Consider the following 21,205-nt stretch of genomic DNA (forward strand, 5'->3'; position numbering starts at 1 on the left):
CATTACTTTTCTTATACCCAGTTCCTTAACGCGTGTTTCTACGGAGTAACTGGCTATGCCTAAAATGCCCAGCCCAGCTATTATCATGACGATAAGGGCTAATCCCCCAAAAAAACCTATTCTATCGCCAATGCTTGAAAAACCATCTTTTAAATTCTGAAGATTTGCTGTTTTTTCAGGAAAATGGTTTTCCCATATGGATTGAATAGCTTTGGTTGCTTCCAATTCTGTATTTGGTTTTATTTTTATAGTCAAGGTGGCTACTTCATTTGGTAAATACCTATATAGTAAGGGAGCTGTTTCGCCAATCATTTCATTAGGCATGATACCAATGACTTGTACATAGGCAGAGTCCAGTAATAGCGTTTGCCCCACTAAAGTCTCCGATTCAGGCTCTATTAATTTTGCTGCAGCTTCATTCACCAACACATATTGTTCCCTATTTTGGGGTATATCATGAGGGAAATTTTGACCTGATTTTAAGCTGATGCCTTCTGTTTCAATTGTTTTAGGGTCAATACTTACATAATACATTTCTAAAAACTTACCATTTACTGTTACAGAAGCTTTGCCCTTTTTCATCGGTTTGTAGTACCAGTTAGTAGCCAAAGTCGATTCTACCTGGCTTAACTGGCTTATTTCGTTTTGTAGGATTCCATGTTTTTCACCTCTTAAATCAAGTGTCAAAACATTAGGTGACACGGTTGAGTTAATGATTGCATGATTTTTTATTTCATAATCGGCTAATATGACAACCACTATCATCAGCATGATGGTCACTGAAAACTGTATGACAATCAAGGATTTGTAAACAGCAATACTCCGGAACAGCTTAATATTCTTCATTTTACGCAAAACCTGTATTGGCTGAAACGCTGACAACAGCCATGACGGAAGTGCACCAGCGACTAAGCCTGTGAGAACTGCGTAGGTCAACAAGCCTAAAATTAAGATTGTGTCATAGGAAAACGCCGTATCCATTTCGGGTATGTAGTGCGTTAAAATTTCAACACATGGCATTGTAAACATCAAAGCCAATAGGGAAACAAGGATTGATTCAGTTAAAAACTGTCCAATAATTTGTCTTCTTGTGGCGCCAATCGTCTTGCGGATACCTACTTCTTTCGCCCGGGAAAAGGCACGCGCCAGTGTCAAACTGATGTAGTTGAAAGCAGATAATAGAGTTAAGGCTAGAATTAAAAACAGCTGTATTTTTATGCTCTCCCAAGTGCCAACCGCATTAGAGTCATTTTTAATGTCATTGTTTCGAGGAGTGATAGCCTCTAAGGGTTGTCCCAAAAATTGAAGACTGCTCTTCTCCAATTTCCGTGTATAGTTTTGGAGCGTTGTATTGAACTGCTCTAAATCATCTTCTGATTTTAGACGCACGTATATTGCTGCACTCTTGAAATTTCCCCAATTCTGTAAAATATTAGGGATTGCACCTTTTTTTTCAAGTACTTCGGCAGCATTAATAGAAAGCATGGCCTCAATGGGCAGATGTGTTTCTAAAGGTGGGTCTTGAATTATTCCCCCTACGGTATAAGTACCTAAGTTTTCAAATTGAACCGTTTGCCCTAAAGCATTGGCGTTACCAAATATCTTTTCTGCTGTTTTTTGGGTTAAAAAAATGGAAGTGGGATTATTGATAAGGCTTTGTGCATTGCCTGACAGTAATTTAAAGCCAAAAACATCAAAAAAAGAAGGCTCTGAAAATTTTATGTCAATAGGTACATCTCCTCCGTCGGTTTGCAGGTTATGTTTTCCTGCCAGACGTACTTTCACCGTTTTTTCAACAAAGGTGATACTTTCCAGTTGAGGCGCTAAGGGCAATGGCGCTGTTGCCCATTTGGTTTGTTCCTCCACATTGGTTTCCTGCGTGAGTATCCGTACTATTTGATTTAATTTAGGATGAAATTGGTCTGTATCAAACGTGGCTTTTAGGTCTGTAAACAAAATGACACCAACCGCCATACTCAGTGACAAGCTCAGTACATTGACCAATGAAAAAAGTTTGTTTTTCCAGAGTATCCGAATAGCGATTTTTAGATTGTTCCTGATCACAACGTAAATTGTTGATTTTTAATAAAAATAGACCAAATACTAATGGGGAATCCCTCTGAATCTTATTGCCAAAGTTGGTGCCAGAGTATAATCAACTGACTATCAGTATTTTAAACAAATATTGATTTAAATTTGGGGCAACTGTTAATATATCCGTGTTCGATTTCGCACACTTATTGTATCAAATTGATACAGTGAATCACATTATTTTTCACCCCAACAGAGACTGTGACATTTGATTTATCTCATGCGGTGTTCCCTACCTGCTGCTCGAGAACTAGAAGATACTGATCGTGCACTGACAGTCCAACATGGAGCAAAAAAAGTATAGTACAACTTACATCAAGTATAGCCAAAGAAAAAGCCCCGCCTGAATGAACCGACGGGGCTTACTGAAATAGGGAGAAGGTGCTTGCTTAGTTCACTACTTCAGCCTCTTCTTTTTCTTTCTTCTTGGCTGCTTTTCTAGCGGCTTTCTCAGCTTTGCGCTGCTCTCTTTTAGACAGCGGAGTGGCTTCAGCAGGTGCTTCCGTTTTGCGGCGGGCATCTACCTGCGGCAGACCAGAAGTGTTGTCGTTTACCAGCGTCATCTCTTTTACCAGGTGACCGGCTCCGGCAAACTTGTCTACAATGAAAAGCATGTAGCGCACATCCACCGAAATGTTACGTACCTGGTCCGGGTTATAAGTCAGGTCACTCATAGTGCCTTCCCAGTTGCGGTCGAAGTTAGTACCGATCAGCTGTCCGTTAGCGTTGATCACCGGTGAACCGGAGTTACCGCCCGTGGTATGGTTCGAAGCGATAAAGGCAACCGGCAGCTGACCATCTACGCCATAAGGACCGTAGTCTTTCTTGTCGTAAAGCTCCTGCAGACGGGCAGGTATAGCGTAGTCTTCAGCCGCACCAGAGGCAGCTTTCTCAATAATGCCTTCCAGTGTCGTGTAGTATTTGTACTTCACGCCATCCACTGGCTCGTAAGGCTCTACTTTGCCATAAGCTACACGCAGGGTGGAGTTGGCATCCGGGTAGAACTTACGGTCCTGCTGCATGGCACGCAAACCGGTCATATAGGTTCTGTACAGCAGGTTCAGGTTGTCGTTCACCTTGGAATAGGTCGGCAGCACGTTGGTGCGGTAGTAGTCGTTGATGCTGCTGGCCAGTTGGTAGCCCGGGTCATTTTTCAATGGATTGGCTTTGCCCGCTTTAATGTCAGCAATCGCCTGACGCACACCGGCTTCAGAAGTGAAGAGCGACTTACTGTACACCTCGTCGGCATACTTGCTGAAATCGCCTTTGTATTTCTGACGCACCATCGCGAAGGCAGACGGATGCAGTTTCTGGTCGAGGTTATCGTAATACATGCTCATTAGAGCAGCGAATACTTTTTTATCGGTCGGAGCATTGTAGTTCTTAAAGTAACCTGCTACACCTTTCTCCAATCGGTCGAGCTGGGCGTTGATCTCCTGCTGCGGTGCTTTTGCTTCGATCAGCTCGTTCAGCTTTATGAAATCGTTGGCATAACGCACCAGTTCCACACCCCAGGCAGCTTCCATGATATAGTCACGGGCGATCGTGATACCCTCCAGCTGCTTGTAGTTTTTTTTCAAACTCGGCGATCAGGTTACCATACGTCTGCTTGCGGCTGGCATCAGCATTAGCCCAGGCGGTGAACTGGTTCTCCAGCTCCTGTTTGCGGGCAATAGTATTGGCCTTACGCAGGCCACGGTTCTCACCGATCCACTTTTTCCAGGCATTGGCTACGCTGGCATACTTAGCGGCATACTGTATACGCACCGCGTCAGAGGCTTTCATATCCTTGTCCAGCACAGCCAGCTTCGTATCACGGATCTTGATCTTGTGCGGATTTGAGGTTTCGTAGATCTCCTCAATGGCATGCGAAGTCAGGTACTCGTTCGTGCGGCCTGGGAAGCCAAATACCATGGTGAAGTCATTCTCCTGTACACCGCTCAGCGAAATAGGCAGGTGGTGCTTCGGCTTATAAGGCTTATTGTTCGGAGAGTACTCTGCCGGGTTGTTATTCTCGTCGGCATAGATGCGGAAGATGGCAAAGTCACCGGTATGGCGCGGCCACATCCAGTTGTCTGTGTCGCCACCAAACTTACCGATAGACGATGGGGGGGCACCCACCAGACGGATGTCGCGGAAGGTCTCGGTCACATACATGTAGTACTCATTGCCATAGAAGAACGGACGAATAATGGCATCGTAATGCGTACCTGCGGTAGCCTGCTGGCGCACCTTGGCAATATTTTGTTGCACCATTTTCTCACGTTCAGCCTCTGTTACGTTAGCCGGTATACCTGCCAGGATCTGCTGCGTCACGTCTTCCATGCGTACGATGAAGGTGGCAAACAGACCCGGGTTTGGAAGCTCCTGCTCACGGTTCATAGCCCAAAAGCCTTCCGTCAGGTAGTCCTTTTCCACAGAACTATGGCTTTGGATTTGCCCGTAGCCGCAATGGTGGTTGGTGAGCAAAAGACCCTCCGAAGAGATCATCTCGCCGGTACAGAAACCACCAAACGAAACGATAGCGTCCTTAAGGCTCGACTGGTTGATGCTGTAAATGTCTTCGGCAGAGAGCTTCATGCCCTTCTTCTGCATTTCTGCTTCGTTGAGCTGCTTGAGGAGCATAGGCAGCCACATACCTTCATCAGGCTTGGCCGTGCTTATACCCAGACTCAGACAGGCGGCAGCAAAAAATGCTATAATGCGCTTACTGATCATGTTTTTATATAAGAGTTGGTTTTGAACCCCCAAGATACGGAAGAAATATGAGTTTAGGGGTTTGAGAGTTGGGGAGTTAAATAATGATGTCACTTCGTACTGGGGGTAGGGGCCCTCTATTAGTGAGAAATCAGAAATATTGCCATTGCTCTAGACTGATCTAGTCGAGATGACAAATTGGGAATATTGTTCCTTAAATTGACGGCATTGGGTCGAGACCTGTCCCTACAGAATCACACTTCTTAATTCCTAAACTCCCCAACTCTCAAACTCTTAAACTTTAAAGCGTTCCCATTGTCGGCTCAAAGTTCCTGTTGCTTTCCCAGGTTTTGAAGTTGGTGATCTCTTTCTGGAAAGAGTCGATAAACCAGGCCATTAGGCTAATGTCGTCGAGGAAGCCGATCACAGGTATAAAATCGGGGATCACGTCGAGGGGTGTAACCAGGTATAGCAGCACGGCCACACCGGCGAGCAGCGACTTGTTCGACACCTCCCGGTAAGAGCCGTTGATGTAGGCCTTTACAAGTCGGATGAACGTCTGCATTACCTCCTTCACCTGATCAAAGCCGCTTTTATTGCTCTCCACGTCCACCAGCTTACCATAGGCCGTGGTAAGCAGCATGCCCAGCTTCACTGGCTTCGACACCAGTGCTCCGGCTTTGCCCAGTAGCCCCTTGAAAATAGAATGCTGTGATAGTTTTAGTCCTTTATTTATCAGTTCTTGGATCATGTTTCTGTCTTTTGTTTGGCCCTTATACGGCAACATCCCGCTAATTGGTATAAACCGTGGTTTCAGGCAAAAGCAGGCTATATTCTGAAGAAAAAATATTCTTGTAAACTTGCTTGATTGTATTGTTTTTTCTCCTTTAAATTGGTGTACCTTTAGCATCAAATTATCCCATACACCTCCAGGCATATCGCATTGTATATGAAAGCGCCACTCTTCGTGCTGGTGTCGTTGCTGGTAGCTTCGGCCGCAGTATACCTCGGTTCATTTCTGCTCCCTGACTCCTACGAGGTCAGGCGCTCCATTGTGGTCAATGCCAGACCTGAGCAGGTGTTCACCTACCTGAACAATCCAACCGAATGGGAAAAGTGGAATGCCTGGAACAAAGCCTACGACCCGACCATGATCCGACTTTACGGTGGTCCGCTCACAGGCAAGGGTGCCTACCAGGAGTGGAACGGCGACAAAGTGGGGATGGTAAAAGTACACTTTACGGATAGCACACCGCCAACTGAACTTTACTACAAACAACTCACCAAAGGAGAGGACTTTGAGACCATCGGCATCTTCAGCCTTGAGCCGTTGGAAGAAGGAACTCGGGTAGTATGGCAACAACGCTCAAAAGTGGCAGACGACCCCTACAACAAATACAGAGGCTTCTTCAAAAAATTAAAAACCGAGCAGGAAACAGAACAGAGCCTGCTATCGCTCAAAGCTTTGTTTGACCCTGTAGCAAAAGCAGAAAGCAAAGCACAGATAGCCAACAGAAAAGGCCGCAGCTAGGTATAGCAGCGGCCTTTTGCTTAGATACAGGTATAGCTAGAGCAGTTCGTTCGCCAGGTTGGCCAACTCAGATCGCTCGCCTTTCAGTAGAGTGATGTGCGCATATAAAGGGTGGTTTCGAGCCCGGTCAATCAGGTAGGAGAGACCATTGCTCTGCGAGTCCAGGTAAGGCGTATCGATCTGGTAGATGTCACCCGTAAACACGATCTTGGTATTTTCTCCTGCTCTGGAAATAATTGTCTTCACTTCGTGCGGCGTCAGGTTCTGCGCTTCGTCCACAATAAAGTAAATGTTCGAAAGGCTGCGCCCCCTGATGTACGCCAGAGGCGTGATCACCAGTTTCTCCAGCTCCACCAGTTCTCTAAGTTTCTGGTACTCCTTACTGTTCTCGGCGTACTGATTCTGAATATACTTCAGGTTGTCCCATAGCGGCTCCATGTAGGGATTGAGCTTCGACTTGATGTCGCCGGGCAGGTAGCCGATGTCTTTGTTGCTGAGTGGCACAATAGGGCGTGCCAGGTAGATCTGCTTGTAGTCACGGCGCTGCTCCAGGGCGCTTGCCAGGGCCAGCAGCGTTTTGCCCGTGCCGGCTACACCCTGTATACTTACCAGCTTAATGCGCGGATTTAACAAGGCATGCATGGCAAAAGTCTGTTCGGCATTGCGTGGCTTCACACCATAGGCCGTTTGCTTGTCAACCCGCTCAAACTGGTCATCAGCCGGGTTATAGTAGGACAGGATAGAGTTCTTAAAGCTTTTGAGCACATAGTAGTGATTGTCAGGCGGCGTCTCTTTGATCACCTTAACACTTTCAGAGCTGCCTTTTTCATACAGATCGTTGATCACAGCCGGGTCAATCTCCTCTAAGGTGTCACTGCCGGTATATAAGCCAGCTACGTCCTGAATCTTTCCGGTTTCATAGTCTTCTGCGATCAGGTTGAGCGCACGGGCTTTGAGGCGTAGGTTAATGTCCTTGGTCACCAGCACCACTTTGCTTTTCGGAAAGTCCTGCTGCATGTGCAGGGCGGAGTTAAGGATGTGATGATCGTTCTTGTCACCGAAGATCTTGGTGGCATCGAGCTTGGCGCTTCCGTTCATCATCACCTTAAACTTGCCTTTGGTCTTGCCATTAAGCGGGATCCACTCTTGCAGCATGTGCTCTGACGAAAGCTTATCAATGAAACGGATAAACTCGCGGGCTTCAAAGTTCTTGATGTCGTTGCCTTTCTTAAAGTTGTCGAGCTCTTCCAGCACCGTGATCGGAATAGCTACATCGTGCTCCTGGAAGTTCTGCACTGCACTATGGTCGTAGAGAATGACGGAGGTGTCTAGTACGAATATTTTCTTCTCTTTTGTGTCAGAGGGTTTCTTGTTAGCCGGGACTTTTACCGTGCTGGTCGCGTGGGAAATTTTTTCAGTGTTATCCTGGGTTGTCTTCGTCTGTTTGGGCATAAGGGAAGGGCTAAAGGGCTGAACATACTCTTTTTACGCAATTACATAGCGGTTAGTCTATTTTTGAAACAGGCTATTTCAGAACCCGCACAGGCCCTGTTACCAAGGGCAGTATTTATCAAAAATTAAGTTATCTGATTCAGAAACATTTACGTATTTTTTTATGTACAACTAAATATTTAGTTAAAACAGAAATAATTTTTACATTTGTCGAAGCACACAGCATTTGCTGAAGCTGGTGCCATGCGAAACTGCCTAAGATACTATCGTATGAAATTCTGCTGTACCTTCTTCTTTATAGTGTTCCTCGCTATACCGCTGGCACTGCAGGCGCAGTCCAAGCCTAAGAAGGGCATTTGGCCCTTCAAGATCAACCGTTTCGACAAAGAAGGCCGTCACCACGGACGCTGGAAACTATACCTGTCAGACAACACCACGCTACTGCGCAATGGGCGTTTCAAGCACGGTCAGGAGCGGGGCAAGTGGCGTTACTATTACCCGGATGGCAGTATCCGTAAGATTGAGTACCACAATCCAAACTCCAAGGAGTTTCTGGTCAAGCTTTTCCACGATAATGGCGAACTGGAAAAGCAGGGGATGGCAAGAGTCGTCGAGACAGAGCGTGTGATCCACTACTACTGGTTCGGAACCTGGGAGGTATACAACCGGGCCGGCCAACTCACCCATACCGAGTATTATGAAAGGGGAAATGAAATAAAGTTAGACCTTAGCAGTAGGGACTGAGATTAACTCAAGGTATAATACTCTTCCTTTTCCTTATCATGCAGTCGTAAATACCCATGAATCACCAGCTTCACTAACATCCTATAAGCCTTCTCTCAGAAAGATTCGCAATCTTCATATACTGCCGGAGGGTAACCCGCCGGTTAAGCGCCAGGTAATCAAGCACGGCACGCTCATGGCGGTCGAGCGGGATGCGCTCGAAAGCAGGCTCCTCGGTTTGCATGGATTTCTCCACCATTTTACTGGTCTGCACACTGGTATCATTCACACGCACATAGCCGCGCCAGTCATCCTCCTTCACTTTGGCAAAATGCGGCTTCTGATCGCTTTCAGGTATAGATACTTTCAAAATAGTATGTCCATCCAACTCTACTTCTTCATAAGTCAATTGCAGCGGAGGGTTACAGTAGAATGCAGCGGCCAGTTCCAGGGTGTGTTTTTCTTCATCCGGGTCGATACCCACAATATAGCCATTGTCTTTCACCCCGATAAGAATGGTCCCACCGCGTGTATTTGCAAAGGAAACCAGTGTGCGTGCTATTTTGTCGGGCTGGGTTACCCGTTGTTTGAAGTCTACCTGATCGTTTTCGCCCTGCCAGATCAGGCGCTGTAAATCGTCCATAGTCAGAAGGCTGTAGTATAGCGGCTATACCTAATGATAAAACGAAAAGACACAGTCAGTTGCATTTTATAATAAGCAAGCTATGTGCAGTGTCATGAAAGCATAAAAAAAGCGAGCCTGTTGGGGCTCGCTCTCTTTATACGCAATATTTATTAGAATGGCAGATCATTGTCTGCATCGCTACTGTAGAAAGAAGGAGCAGCTGACTCCTGTGCTGGGGCACCAGCCGGAGCACCAAAACCACCGTTTGCGGCAGCACCCTCTACACGCCAGGCCTGCAGGTTGGTGAAGTACATAGTCTGACCATTTTTAGTGAATGGCTTGCCAGTCAGGTTAAAAGTAACTTTCACTTCGTCGCCCTGCTTGTAGTTGTCGATCAGGTTACACTTGTCTTGTGTCAGCTGGAACTTGCAGTATTGCGTGAATGAACCATCCGGAATCTCCAACACGAACTCACGCTTTCTGAATTTTTCACTTACCTGCTGTTCTTCAAACACTTCGTACAGCTTTCCTTGAATATCAAACGACATAAAATAAACTTTAGAATGAATAGATTGATCTAATGACAAATATACAAAATCTTTGGTTTCGACGGGACTAAAAAAAGGCAGCATTTCTTAAAATATCGCCTTAATCAGACTCACACAAAACAGCAGAGCGCTTGCCGGCGTAGGAACCACTGTAACCCAACCAATACCAATGCAAAACCTAGCTATTGCCATTCACGGAGGGGCCGGCACCATTACGCCTGCCTCTATGACACCCGACTTAGAGAAAGCCTACAAAAGCGCCCTATCCCATGCCCTGAACCAAAGCTACCAGATACTTGAAAAGGGTGGAAGCGCCCTGGACGCGGTGGAACTGGCTGTTGCGCTACTGGAAGACTCTCCGCTGTTTAATGCCGGAAGAGGCTCTGTATTTACGAAAGAAGGCAAACATGAAATGGATGCTGCCATCATGTGCGGTAAGACCATGGAGGCCGGTGCTGTGGCAGGGGTGCGCAGCATCCGAAACCCGGTGCGGCTTACCAGAGCCATACTGGAGCACTCTGACCATGTTTTTCTATGTGGCTACGGGGCAGAGGAGTTTGCCCGGAAGTATGACATCGCTTTTGAACCGGAAGAATACTTTTATGACAAGCACCGCTACAAGCAATGGCGCGATGTTAGGGACACCGACATCTTTATGCTCGACCACACCGAGGACCGCAAAATCGGGACTGTGGGCGCCGTAGCACGTGATGCCAACGGTGACCTGGCCGCGGCTACCTCCACGGGCGGTATGACCAACAAGAACTACAACCGGATTGGGGACAGCCCGGTGATCGGCTCCGGAACCTATGCAAATAATGATACCTGTGCGATTTCCTGCACAGGCCATGGAGAGTTTTTCATTCGGGCGGTAGTAGCCTACGACGTTTCCTGCCTGATGGAATACAAAGGCTATACCTTGCAGGAAGCCTGCGATGAAGTTGTGATGGACAAGCTTGTCCGCTTCGGGGGAGAGGGCGGCCTGATCGCAGTAGACAATAAAGGCAACATCGCCCTGCCTTTTAACTCTGAAGGTATGTACAGGGGCTACAGAACCAGCCAAGATCAGGAAGGCAGGGTATCTATCTATAAAAACTAGTTGCTACTAGACTCGGATGCCAATTCGTTTTTCTCAACATCTTCCATGTCCTTGTAAAAGGCACGTGAGTTTATGTTGAACACATTGCCTTTGGCTAGTACGTGCATCATCATTCCGGCAATGGCCACAGGTCGTCCGTTCTCTATATCATTGATGTTGGTATATTCTACGCCGTGCCCATCCACCACCACCACCAGATTGGAGCCAATGGTTTCGATCATATGGCCTTCTGTTATCAGAACGCCGGTATCCTCGCCAAGGCCTATCCCTACTGTTTTGGGATGCGTCACAACGGCTTCCATCAGGCGACCGAAGCGCCCCCTTATCACGAAGTGCGAGTCGATGATCACGCCGTTGATCAGGCCAAAACCATGTCCCATCTTAACGGAGCCTCGCAGCAATGCTTCGGTAGAGCTGCCGCCCTTGATCATGATCTCTGACATGGCCATGGCGCCCGCACTGGTGCCGGCGACAACAAAGTCCTCGTTCCAATATCTGTCCTTGATAATCTGCAGAAATTCTGTTTCGCCGAAAATCCGGGTAAGCCGCGATTGATCACCACCACTGAACATGACACCGTCTGCTTTTCGGATCCGTTCCAGGTATTCAGGTTTCAAGGCATCCTCATCTTCTCTGATGTGCATCATGTTTACGTTCTCACAGCCCAAAATGGCAAAAGCACTTTCATAGCGTTCACCTACCTCTTCAGGTATAAGCGATGCCGTTGTGATCACTTCAATGGCAGGGTTGCGGGCAGGTATCTCACTAAGGAAACGCTTTAATATTCCCAGCTCAAAGAAATCGAGGTAATATTTCTTTTTGTGTTTTGGGTTGGGGTACGAGCCTTTGTCTTCGTTTCCGCCAATGGCTATCAGCTTTCCTTTTGGTCTATCCACGGGTGCTTCTTTTTATGCTAATTGTATTGTTACAGTGAAGGTATGATCGCAACAGCCATCATAACCCTCACCTAAGATTACCTATATTTTTGAAAATCGTTACGGCCGCAAAGCTTTATTCTGTTTTAAAGGCATATTTCTTCATTTAGTTGAATTGCACTCAAAAAAAAAAGCATAGGCAAAACAATACGAATATCATATTTGTTATATATCTCCTTGGTATGCGATCTTACTATATATATTTTATCTAATTAAAGTTATATTTTCTAAACCTCTGTAATAACCTGCCGTATAGTAATCACACAAGCCCAGGCTTATATTTATTTACGACGCTAAACCTTTCCAAGCTATGAAACTAAACAACCTGAACGACTTATTTGTCCACGAGCTCAAGGACATCTACAACGCTGAAAAGCAGATTACAAAAGCACTTCCGAAAATGATGAAGGAGGCATCGTCCTCTCAGCTCAAGAAGGCTTTTGAAATGCACTTAAGCGAAACGGAGAAACAAATTGAGCGACTGGAACAAGTCTTCGATATTTTGGGCATGAAGGCCTCTGGCGAAAAATGCAAGGCGATGGAAGGAATCATCAAGGAAGCGCAGGACATGATGTCTGAAAACGCTGACTCTGATGTGATGGACGCCGCCCTGATCGCTTCGGCCCAGCGTGTGGAGCACTACGAAATTGCCGGCTACGGCACTCTCTGTACCTATGCCAAGCAACTAGGTCACAAAGAGATACTGAACCTGTTGCACACCACGTTGGAAGAAGAAAAAGCCACAGACCTCAAGCTGACTGATCTGGCTGAAAGCAAGATCAATGTAAAAGCCGAACACAAAGGAGCAAAGTAAGGCTCTAACGAAATAAGGAAAAAAATCTGTCCTTTCCCCATGCTAACCAAGCTGGCCAGAAGTAGACAGATTTTTTTCGTTTATACCTGTGCCAACAAAAAAAAGCCCCGCATTGCTGCAGGGCTTTTTTTGTATTTGGTTGCTATACCTATTTCAGCATGGCATCCAGCGTGTTGGTAGACACGGCATGGTAATTTGGCTTGGCACGCACATAGATTTCCTGTGCTTTTTTCTTTCCGGCAGGTGTAGCGGCCAGTGCTTTGTAGATCGGCACCAGGAATTTACGGCGGCAACGTTGGTCAGGAAGTTGTCCAGTGCCTGATCTGCAGCAGCGTAGTTGTTGCGGATGGTATGGATAAACCAGGCGGCCAGCACTTCAGAGTTGCCGGAATTTGTGAATCCAAAGGCTTTGTCGAGTTCGGCTAACTGCTGCTGACTCATCTGCTCAGGCAGCATGCGAATAAAATGCAGCCATTCGTGGCTGGACCAATCTTTGGTTTGCAGCTGATTGGCTGGCTTGCCGCTTTGCCAGGCTTTGAATGACTCTTCTACCTGAGCAAAGCGCTTCGAAGTTGGTTTTACATGATCTTCCGGAAGTCCTGGCGTATACACCCAGCCTTCGATGTTGATCTGCTCAGCAATTTTTTCGTCACCCTGAATCAGCTCCTTGCGCAGGAAATCCAGGAAAAGATCTGTGTTAGTGCTCTGGAACGCAAAAGTCTGGAAGTACTTGTTCAGGAACTGGTCGAAGCGTTCACGGCCAACCACCCGCTCAATGTTTTGCAGGAAGAAATTGCCTTTTTCGTAAGCAATATCGGTCAGCCCTTCATCCGGATCACGTCCTTCCAGGTCTAGTTTCAGGCGGGTGTCATCGCTGGTTTGTCCCAGGTCTTCCAGAGTATGCTGCAAATCCTGGTAACCAAGCACGTTGAGCATGTCGGCGTAGTCTTTTCCATAGATCTCCTCCATGATGCGTCGCTCAAAATAGACTGTAAAGCCTTCATTCAGCCAGAAGTCATCCCAGGTGCCGTTAGTCACCAGGTTACCGCTCCAGCTGTGCGCCAGTTCGTGTGCGATCAGGCTGGTCAGAGAGCGGTCTTTGGCTAGTACGGTCGGCGTTACAAAGGTCAGGCGTGGGTTTTCCATACCACCGAAAGGGAAGGAAGGAGGCAGCACCAGTAGATCATAGCGATCCCAGCGGTATTTGCCATACAGCTTTTCAGCAGCCACCAGCATTTTGTCCATCTCGGCAAATTCGTATACGGCTGCATCAATGGTAGCCGGCTCCGCATAGATACCTGTTTGCTGCCCGATGGGCTTGAACACCATATCACCCACAGAAAGCGCCATCAGGTAGGATGGGATCGCCTGGCGCATTTCAAAGGTGTAGGAGCCGCTGCTGTTCTTCTGCTGCGGGTTCTCAGCGCTCATCACCGCCATCAGCTCTTTCGGTACCTGCACCTTGGCGCTGTAGGTGATGCGAATACCCGGGCTGTCCTGTATTGGAATCCAGGTGCGTGCCAGGATCGCCTGTGACTGCGTGAACAGAAACGGATGTTTCTTGCCTGCTGTCTGCTGCGGATTCAGCCACTGCAGCGCGTCTGCATTGGCAGTTGTGCGATACTGGATGGTGACATAGTCTGTCTCAGGTTGTATAGCAATGATCAACGGACGACCCAGGAATTCCTTTTCATCGCCCAGCTTAAAGGTGGTAGGAGTCTGTTCCTTGCCCAGGTATACCTGCTCAATTTCAAGACCACGGGTATCGAAAATAATCTCGTTGCCTTTTGCCTTATTCTCTATCTGGTAAGAGGCTTTGCCGGCGATTACTTTCTGATCAAAATTCACGGCGATGTCGAGATCCAGGTGGCGAGCCACGGCCTCTGCCGGTTTGGCAAAGCTGTGTACATCGCTTGGCGCCTGGGCCATTCCTAGCTGTTCTGCTGTCATAGTTTCATCTGTCGTAGTGGTTTGGGTAGAGCAGGCGCCTAGTTGCAGACTTCCGGCCAAACCCAGGCCAAGTAAGAATTTACGGTATGGAGTCATTGTATACTTTGGTTATGGTGTGGTAAGATACATTATTTGTCAGGAACTGTAAAGTATCAGTGTCTAAACGTATCGACAGGTGCTCGCAGTACGTAATATGTTATAGAGGCTCGCTCCTGACAGTTAAGTTAATCTGCTTTGCAGAGCTGAAACAGGCTGACTGCTTTCAACATGCTATGCAGCCTTGTACAGAACATTTTATGCCAGTTTGAAGTACATAAGGCAAAATCAAGATAAAAAGGCAATCACTACTGTAAAATAGCACAATTTGAAGGGCGATATAGTTCTACCGGATTATAAACCTGTCACAGTAGGCCATTAAACCAACACACATGAACCCTTTCATCCTAAGAAAAATAAAACCAATAGGCCTTGTCATCCTCTGCCTGTTCTGCTTAGCTTCCTGCAACCAAAGCAGCGAAAGCAAAGAAGAGGGAACAGGGGGCGTAAAAGAAATGCTGGGCCTCAATACCCTGGCAGCTACTGAAACCGACAGCCTATACATTCAGGACTATATTTCACAGCAAAAACAATTCAAAGAGCACGAAGACCTGATCTACCAGTTTTACGGCGACCGTGACTATCGCCTGGCCTGGTTCAAGGGATCTGATCTGGTACCTGAGTCAGAGAAACTGCTGACCACGATAAATAATGCTTCTAAGGAAGGTCTTGATCCCAAAGAGTACAAGGTGGTCGCCATAGATGAAATGATCAGCCGCTACAACGATATGGGCCGTAAGGACTCTGCCCGGCTGGAACTGCAACAACAGATCGACATTGCTCTGACAGGTACTTACTTTAACTATGCCTCTGACTTTTACCGTGGGCGTATCAACCCGAGCAACATAAAACAGGTGCAGTGGGGCGTGCGCAACAATAAAATTAAACTGCATAAGGCACTTCAGACCATTCTGAAGGAGCGAGAAAGTACCTACCCCTATTACGAGTTTGAGGCCTTACACAAGGGCTATACCGACTTGCGGGACGCCCTGCAGCGCTATCGCGAACTGGAAGAAAAAGGCGGCTGGGCCAAAGTGGAACTGGGCAATCGCAAAATACTGGAGAAGGGAGACACAGCCGCGGCTGTCATTTCGCTCCGCAAGCGACTTGACCCCAGTGCACAGATCAATGCCAACGATCCGGCTATGCGCAGGTTCGATGATAAACTGGAGGCGCAGGTGAAATCGTTCCAGGAATTGCATGGCATCGTCCCTGATGGTAAAGTAGGTGGCAACACGCTGCGCATGATGAATGTGCCTGTGGAGGATCGTATTCAGCAGATCATGATGAACATGGAGCGCTGGCGCTGGATACCAAAACGACTGGTGCCTAAGAGTCTGGATCAGAAATACATTTGGGTCAATATCCCGGAATACAAGATGTATGTTTATGAAGATCCAAATAATAGTCCGGAGGCTGAGCGTTCTTACAAAAAAACAATAGAAATGAACGTGATCGTAGGGAAGGAGCTTAATTCCACGCCTATATTCAGCGATAAAATGGAATATGTGGTGCTGGCACCTTACTGGAACATTCCCAACAGTATTGTTGAAAAAGAGATCGCACCGGCTATGGCCCGTAACCCAGGTTACCTGGAGGGCCAGAACATGGAAGTTGTAACCAAAGAGCGTAATCCGAAGCAGATTTCCCCATCATCTATCGATTGGTCATCTGTGACTGAGAAAACTTTCCCTTATATGGTGCGCCAGCGTCCGGGGCCGAAGAATGCCCTGGGTACCATGAAGTTTTTGTTTCCGAACGAGCATGCCATCTACCTGCACGACACACCTTCCGGCTCACTGTTCAGCCAGACACAGCGCGGCTTTAGCCACGGCTGCGTACGTTTGCAGCGCCCCATGGACCTGGCCAAATATGTGTTGAAAGACATGCCGGAGTGGACAGAGAGCCGCATTCAGGAGACGATTAATGGGGGAGAAGAGACCTGGATCACCTTACCTAAAAAGGTACAAGTATACCTAGTATACTTTACCAGCTGGGTCGATGAGGATGGAAACGTCCACTTTCGGGACGATATATACGGACACGACAAGAGACTGGAGCAAGAGCTATTCAGCTAAACTCCAAGTATAAGCATTCAATCTTAATAATCGAGATATGAAACAGATATGGATAATCGGCTTGTTCTCTGTTTTACTGTTTGCCTCCGCTTGCGGCAACCAGCAGGAGACAGGTGACAGGCCGGAAAAAACAACAGATGAGCCGCTGATGCAACAGGAAGAGGAGCAGGACACCACACTGCAGGATGTTGAGGAAGTAAGTATCCGGGCTATAGGAGGCGAGGAACTGGAAAGTATGACCTTCGACCAGGACACAATTGAGGTAAAAGCCGGCTCGCATGTCAGGCTGGCCTTTACAAACGAGGGAAAAGACCCTAAGATGATCTACAACATCGTATTTACGAAAGAGGGCTATTCAACACAGGTAGCCCGAAAAGGGAGCGAGGCGGGCGCTTCCGGCAATTACCTGCCCGACAGTACCCTAATGCTGGCTGCTTCACCACTGGCACTACCCGGCCAGACCGTGACAATGGAGTTTACGGCCCCTGACAAAATCGGGGTGTATGAGTTCGTGAACACGTACCCCAGCGAGACGCCGTTGATGAAAGGAAAGCTGATAATCAGGTAGTAATAGATCTAAGTAATTTAAAATTTCAGAAAGCCGCTGCTCTCAGGCAGGGGCTTTCTTTTTGAGCTTTAATCACTTACAGGTATAGCCTTAGAACGAAATGCAAAAAAACCATGTTAGAAGGCATACGATATAACAGGCGAATGCATACTTTTGCAGCATCCTGATTGCTTATGAAATTCACCAACCCTGACTGTCTGAACTGTTCGAGCCGGGCAAACTCCCTGCTGAGCTGCTGCAGAGCATCTGAGCTGTCGCACCTTTCTGAAACGAAATCATGTTTCGCTTACAAGAAAGGGCAGCTGATCTTTCACGAAGGGGGTAAACCATCGGGACTTTATTGCATTAATTCAGGTAAGATCAAAATCGCCAAGCTGGGGAGCGACGGCAAAGAGCAGATCGTGCGACTCGCGAAACCGGGTGACCTGATCGGCTACCGTGCCTGATGGCCGACACGAACTATTCTGCCTCGGCAGTTGCGCTGGAGGATGCCGTGATTTGCTTTATACCACGCTCTCAATTCCTGGAGCTGATCAGCCAGAACGTAGAATTTGCGGGAGGATTGATGAAACTGATCTCCAATGCCCTGGGTGAAGCTGAAGAACGTATGGTGCAAATGGCCTACAAGCCGGTGCGCGAGCGTCTGGCAGAGGCCCTGCTGCTGTTACAAAAAACCTACCAGGAACGCGAAGAAGGTGATCAGTTTACCATCTCCATCTCCCGTGAAGACCTGGCCTCTATTGTAGGTACTGCCAAAGAAACTACCATCCGCTTACTTTCTGAGTTCAAAGAAGAAGGACTTATCTCCGCTAAAGGCAGCTCCATCACCATTCTGGATCACGACAAGCTTTACAAGATCAGCCACATGTACGACTAGGCCGGCTGGCTCAATGTTTCAGGTATAGGCAATAAAAAACGGCAGCCGTATGACGCCTGCCGTTATTGTAGCTCAGTCTCTCCTCTAAGCTAAAATCACCTTATACTAAACACTAAACTTTAATCACAAAACAATATTTTGACAGGTATGTTGCGCTCCTGCGCTTGCCTTATTCGTCTTTCTTGATGTTACAAATTTCGGCCTTCCTACAGGGCTATGCACTGAGCATTATCAGTTCAGAAAGTGACATGCATCATCTTTTAGGCTTTGCCTCCCAATTACCTTTGTACCAGACATTAATAAAGGAAAATTGTGATGGAAGCCGCACTCCAAACCAATATTCAGAACTGCTACCACTGCGGGGATTCCTGTGGTGATGAGCCCATTGTAGCACACGAGAAAGCTTTCTGCTGCGATGGGTGTAAAGCCGTTTATGAACTTCTCGAAGAAAATAATCTCTGTACCTACTATAACCTGGAAGAAAGTCCTGGCCTCACCGGCAAAAAGCCGGTTACGGATGCCCGCTTTGCCTATCTGGACGACCCGGGTGTGGAGGCCCAGCTGATCAACTTCCGCAGTGACAAGATCTGTAAGCTCACCTTTTACATTCCACAGATGCACTGCAGTTCCTGTATCTGGCTGCTGGAGAACCTGTTCAAGTTGAACCCAGGTATAGCCGAAACCACGGTGAACTTTATGCGCAAGGAAGTAGCCCTGACTTACTTTCACGAAAAGACCTCTTTGCGTGAAGTAGTAGAGCTGCTGACCCGGATCGGCTACGAGCCAGCCATCACGCTGGCCGACACAGACGGCAAGAAAACAACCACAAAGAGCCGCACCATTATCTACAAGCTAGGTATAGCCGGCTTTGCTTTCGGTAATGTGATGCTGCTGGCTTTCCCGGATTACCTGGACTTTACGCAGGGGCTGCAACACAGCTTCGGCTCTTTCTTTGGCTACCTGAGCATCCTGTTGTCTATACCTGTTTTCTTCTACAGTGCACGTGGTTTCTTTACGTCAGCCTGGGAGGGCATTAAGCAGCGCATGGTCAACATCGACCTGCCGATCTCAACGGGTCTGTTGGCACTCTTCTTTGTCTCCTTGTTTGACATCCTCACCGGCCGCGGACCAGGCTATCTGGACTCGTTCACAGGTCTGGTGTTCTTCATGCTGATCGGCAAGTATTTCCAACAGCGCACCTATGATACGCTGTCCTTCGACCGTGACTATACCTCTTATTTCCCGGTGTCGATCACAGTGCTGAAAGAGAACGGCGAGGAATCCTCCACCGCTGTACGAAACCTTCAGGTGGGCGACCGTATCCGCATTCGTAATCAGGAGCTTATACCTGCCGATGCCATCCTGCTGCACGGTCGTGCCATGATCGACTACAGCTTTGTGTCCGGTGAGTCGGAGCCGGTGGAGAAAGTGGTCGGCGAAGTGATCTATGCAGGTGGTCGCCAGGTAGGCGAGAGCATCGAACTGGAAGTAGTGAAGGAGGTATCGCAGGGCTACCTGACGCAGCTCTGGAACGACACAGTCTTCTCGAAGAACGAAGAGCAGTACCTGCATACCTACTCTAATATTGCGGGCAAGTACTTCATCATCGTAACGCTGATGGTAGCAGCCGGTGCACTCGTTTACTGGGTGCCGCGCGACATGGACATCGCGATGAAGGCCTTCACGTCCGTGCTGATCATTGCCTGTCCTTGTGCTTTGTCACTGGCTACGCCCTTCGTGCACGGCCATACCATGCGTGTGTTCGGTCGTAACAAATTCTACCTCAAAAACACGGGCGTAGTAGAGCGACTGGCTAAGATTGATACCGTGGTGTTCGACAAAACAGGTACGCTGACAGAGCCAAGTGAAGCAGAGGTAACTTACACTGGCAAAACACTTTCAACTGATCAGCAGCAAGCGATACTTTCAGTGCTACGTCACTCGACACACCCGCTCAGTCAACGCATCAGTGAGTCCATTCAAGGCAGCACAGCTCCTGTAACAGGTTTCCAGGAATACACCGGTAAAGGACTGGTTGGCGAAGTGAAGGGTATGCATGTACGTGTAGGCTCCGCCGCATACCTGGGCGTACCAGCAGACAAGCAAAAAGACACTCTCAAAACAACAGTTTATGTATCGATAGACGGTGTGGTACTAGGTTACTATACCTTCTTCAACGTGTACCGCAATGGCTTGAGCAATGTGCTGGGCGATCTGAAAGACAAGAAGATCGCTGTGCTCTCAGGCGACAACGACCATGAAGAAGCACGACTGCGGGAACTGTTGGGCAGCGAAGCAGAGCTGAACTTCAATCAGTCGCCTGTTCAGAAACTGGAGTACATCCAAAAGCTGAAAGAGCAGGACCACCGCCAGGTGCTGATGGTGGGTGACGGGCTGAACGATGCCGGTGCCCTGAAGCAGAGTGATGCAGGTATAGCCCTGAGCAACAGCGTCACCAACTTCTCACCCTCCTGCGACGCTATCCTGGATGCGGAGTCATTTGACAAACTGAGCATGTTCCTGAAGTTCTCCAAGAAGACCATGACGCTGATCCTGTTGACCTTCGCTGTGTCGCTGATTTACAACGTGGTCGGATTGACCATGGCGGTGATGGGCTCTTTACTCCGATCGTATCCGCTATCCTGATGCCGATCAGTACGCTCAGTGTGATGACTTTTGCCACCCTCTCCGTGAAGTACGCCGCAAAAAAGGCGGGACTTTAAATAATTGAGTGATTGAGTGAATGATTAATATTCTCAGGTATAAACATTCACTAACTCACTCAATCACTCATTCACCAACTCGCTAACTCACTAAATCTCATACTCCCATGTATATCATATTTGTTCTTATCGCTGTCAGTGTGCTTGTAGCAGCCGGTTTCCTGGCCGCTTTCCTGTGGGCAGTTCGCTCCGGACAGTACGACGACGACTATACCCCAGCTGTTCGCATGCTATTCGAAAACGAGTTCAACGGCGTGCCAAAAACCGAAAAACCAAGCCAGAAGCAGTCATAAGTCACCTCGATTACTGATGACAATCACCTCGAAGAATGACTTTGGTCATCTTTTCGGAGAGGCCGAATTCTCAATTTTGCACATGATTAACAAGCAAACAAACAG

Annotated in this window: 18 protein-coding genes and 1 pseudogene; 10 read left to right on the plus strand and 9 right to left on the minus strand. The window is 47.7% G+C overall.

Annotated elements, in window-relative coordinates; all coding sequences use genetic code 11:
- The 4 genes from O71_RS18655 to O71_RS27560 all read right to left on the minus strand — a co-directional run.
- A partial coding sequence (locus O71_RS18655; RefSeq protein WP_007660083.1) for an ABC transporter permease occupies positions 1-2,064 on the minus strand: 2,064 nt, incomplete at its 3' end.
- Positions 2,065-2,480: 416 nt separating this feature from the next.
- A complete protein-coding gene (locus tag O71_RS26010) occupies positions 2,481-3,671 on the minus strand; it encodes a S46 family peptidase (RefSeq protein ID WP_237717904.1) in 1,191 nt (396 codons plus the stop codon).
- A complete protein-coding gene (locus O71_RS26015; RefSeq protein WP_237717905.1) occupies positions 3,625-4,809 on the minus strand; it encodes a S46 family peptidase in 1,185 nt (394 codons plus the stop codon). The genes O71_RS26010 and O71_RS26015 overlap by 47 nt, the downstream gene beginning before the upstream one ends.
- 280 nt (positions 4,810-5,089) lie before the next feature.
- Positions 5,090-5,539 (minus strand): YkvA family protein, encoded by a 450-nt coding sequence (locus O71_RS27560; RefSeq protein WP_143731975.1) that lies wholly within the window; start codon positions 5,537-5,539, stop codon positions 5,090-5,092.
- Positions 5,540-5,737: 198 nt separating this feature from the next.
- On the opposite strand from O71_RS27560, the gene O71_RS18670 reads away from it, so the two are divergent.
- The gene (locus O71_RS18670) at positions 5,738-6,319 is read left to right on the plus strand and encodes an SRPBCC family protein (protein WP_007660087.1); all 582 of its coding nucleotides are present in this window, start codon (positions 5,738-5,740) and stop codon (positions 6,317-6,319) included.
- A 36-nt stretch (positions 6,320-6,355) separates the two neighbouring features.
- On the opposite strand, the gene O71_RS18675 is transcribed toward O71_RS18670, so the two are convergent.
- Positions 6,356-7,771 (minus strand): PhoH family protein, encoded by a 1,416-nt coding sequence (locus O71_RS18675; RefSeq protein WP_007660089.1) that lies wholly within the window; start codon positions 7,769-7,771, stop codon positions 6,356-6,358.
- 270 nt (positions 7,772-8,041) lie between these two features.
- Here O71_RS18675 and O71_RS18680 point away from each other — a divergent pair, with 270 nt between their 5' ends.
- Positions 8,042-8,515 carry a toxin-antitoxin system YwqK family antitoxin gene (locus O71_RS18680; RefSeq protein WP_237717906.1) on the plus strand — a complete coding sequence of 158 codons (474 nt, stop codon included), beginning with the start codon at positions 8,042-8,044 and terminating at the stop codon, positions 8,513-8,515.
- Positions 8,516-8,588: 73 nt separating this feature from the next.
- Here the strand turns inward: O71_RS18680 and O71_RS18685 are convergent, their stop codons facing one another.
- Positions 8,589-9,137 carry a helix-turn-helix domain-containing protein gene (locus O71_RS18685; protein ID WP_007660093.1) on the minus strand — a complete coding sequence of 183 codons (549 nt, stop codon included), beginning with the start codon at positions 9,135-9,137 and terminating at the stop codon, positions 8,589-8,591.
- 152 nt (positions 9,138-9,289) lie between these two features.
- Positions 9,290-9,667: a DUF3127 domain-containing protein gene (locus O71_RS18690; RefSeq protein WP_007660095.1), complete on the minus strand. Its 378-nt coding sequence runs from the start codon at positions 9,665-9,667 to the stop codon at positions 9,290-9,292.
- A gap of 169 nt (positions 9,668-9,836) precedes the next feature.
- On the opposite strand from O71_RS18690, the gene O71_RS18695 reads away from it, so the two are divergent.
- Positions 9,837-10,766, plus strand: coding sequence for an isoaspartyl peptidase/L-asparaginase family protein (locus tag O71_RS18695; RefSeq protein WP_007660097.1), 930 nt, complete (start codon positions 9,837-9,839; stop codon positions 10,764-10,766).
- On the opposite strand, the gene O71_RS18700 is transcribed toward O71_RS18695, so the two are convergent.
- Positions 10,763-11,662, minus strand: coding sequence for a cyanophycinase (locus O71_RS18700; protein WP_007660099.1), 900 nt, complete (start codon positions 11,660-11,662; stop codon positions 10,763-10,765). The two genes, O71_RS18695 and O71_RS18700, sit on opposite strands and share 4 nt — an antisense overlap.
- 349 nt (positions 11,663-12,011) lie before the next feature.
- Here O71_RS18700 and O71_RS18705 point away from each other — a divergent pair, with 349 nt between their 5' ends.
- The gene (locus O71_RS18705) at positions 12,012-12,515 is read left to right on the plus strand and encodes a ferritin-like domain-containing protein (protein ID WP_007660101.1); all 504 of its coding nucleotides are present in this window, start codon (positions 12,012-12,014) and stop codon (positions 12,513-12,515) included.
- A gap of 148 nt (positions 12,516-12,663) precedes the next feature.
- On the opposite strand, the pseudogene O71_RS18710 reads toward O71_RS18705, so the two are convergent.
- Positions 12,664-14,561: pseudogene (locus O71_RS18710) on the minus strand (M1 family metallopeptidase).
- Positions 14,562-14,893: 332 nt separating this feature from the next.
- Here O71_RS18710 and O71_RS18715 point away from each other — a divergent pair.
- The 6 genes from O71_RS18715 to ccoS all read left to right on the plus strand — a co-directional run bounded on the left by O71_RS18715 (position 14,894) and on the right by ccoS (position 21,100).
- A complete protein-coding gene (locus tag O71_RS18715; RefSeq protein WP_007660107.1) occupies positions 14,894-16,639 on the plus strand; it encodes a murein L,D-transpeptidase in 1,746 nt (581 codons plus the stop codon).
- Between the two features lie 37 nt (positions 16,640-16,676).
- A complete protein-coding gene (locus tag O71_RS18720; RefSeq protein WP_007660109.1) occupies positions 16,677-17,207 on the plus strand; it encodes a plastocyanin/azurin family copper-binding protein in 531 nt (176 codons plus the stop codon).
- Between the two features lie 173 nt (positions 17,208-17,380).
- Entirely contained in the window at positions 17,381-17,653 is a 273-nt protein-coding gene (locus tag O71_RS23505) for a cyclic nucleotide-binding domain-containing protein (RefSeq protein ID WP_155801009.1), read from the plus strand.
- Positions 17,653-18,084, plus strand: a complete 432-nt coding sequence (locus O71_RS23510) for a Crp/Fnr family transcriptional regulator (protein ID WP_051017814.1) — start codon at positions 17,653-17,655, stop codon at positions 18,082-18,084. The genes O71_RS23505 and O71_RS23510 overlap by 1 nt, the downstream gene beginning before the upstream one ends.
- Positions 18,085-18,399: 315 nt before the next feature.
- A complete protein-coding gene (locus O71_RS18730; protein WP_007660111.1) occupies positions 18,400-20,730 on the plus strand; it encodes a heavy metal translocating P-type ATPase metal-binding domain-containing protein in 2,331 nt (776 codons plus the stop codon).
- A 184-nt stretch (positions 20,731-20,914) separates the two neighbouring features.
- Entirely contained in the window at positions 20,915-21,100 is a 186-nt protein-coding gene (gene ccoS / locus O71_RS18735) for a cbb3-type cytochrome oxidase assembly protein CcoS (protein WP_007660120.1), read from the plus strand.
- Positions 21,101-21,205 lie beyond the last annotated feature (105 nt).

It is taken from the genome of Pontibacter sp. BAB1700, from assembly GCF_000277005.1.
GTDB lineage: Bacteria > Bacteroidota > Bacteroidia > Cytophagales > Hymenobacteraceae > Pontibacter > Pontibacter lucknowensis.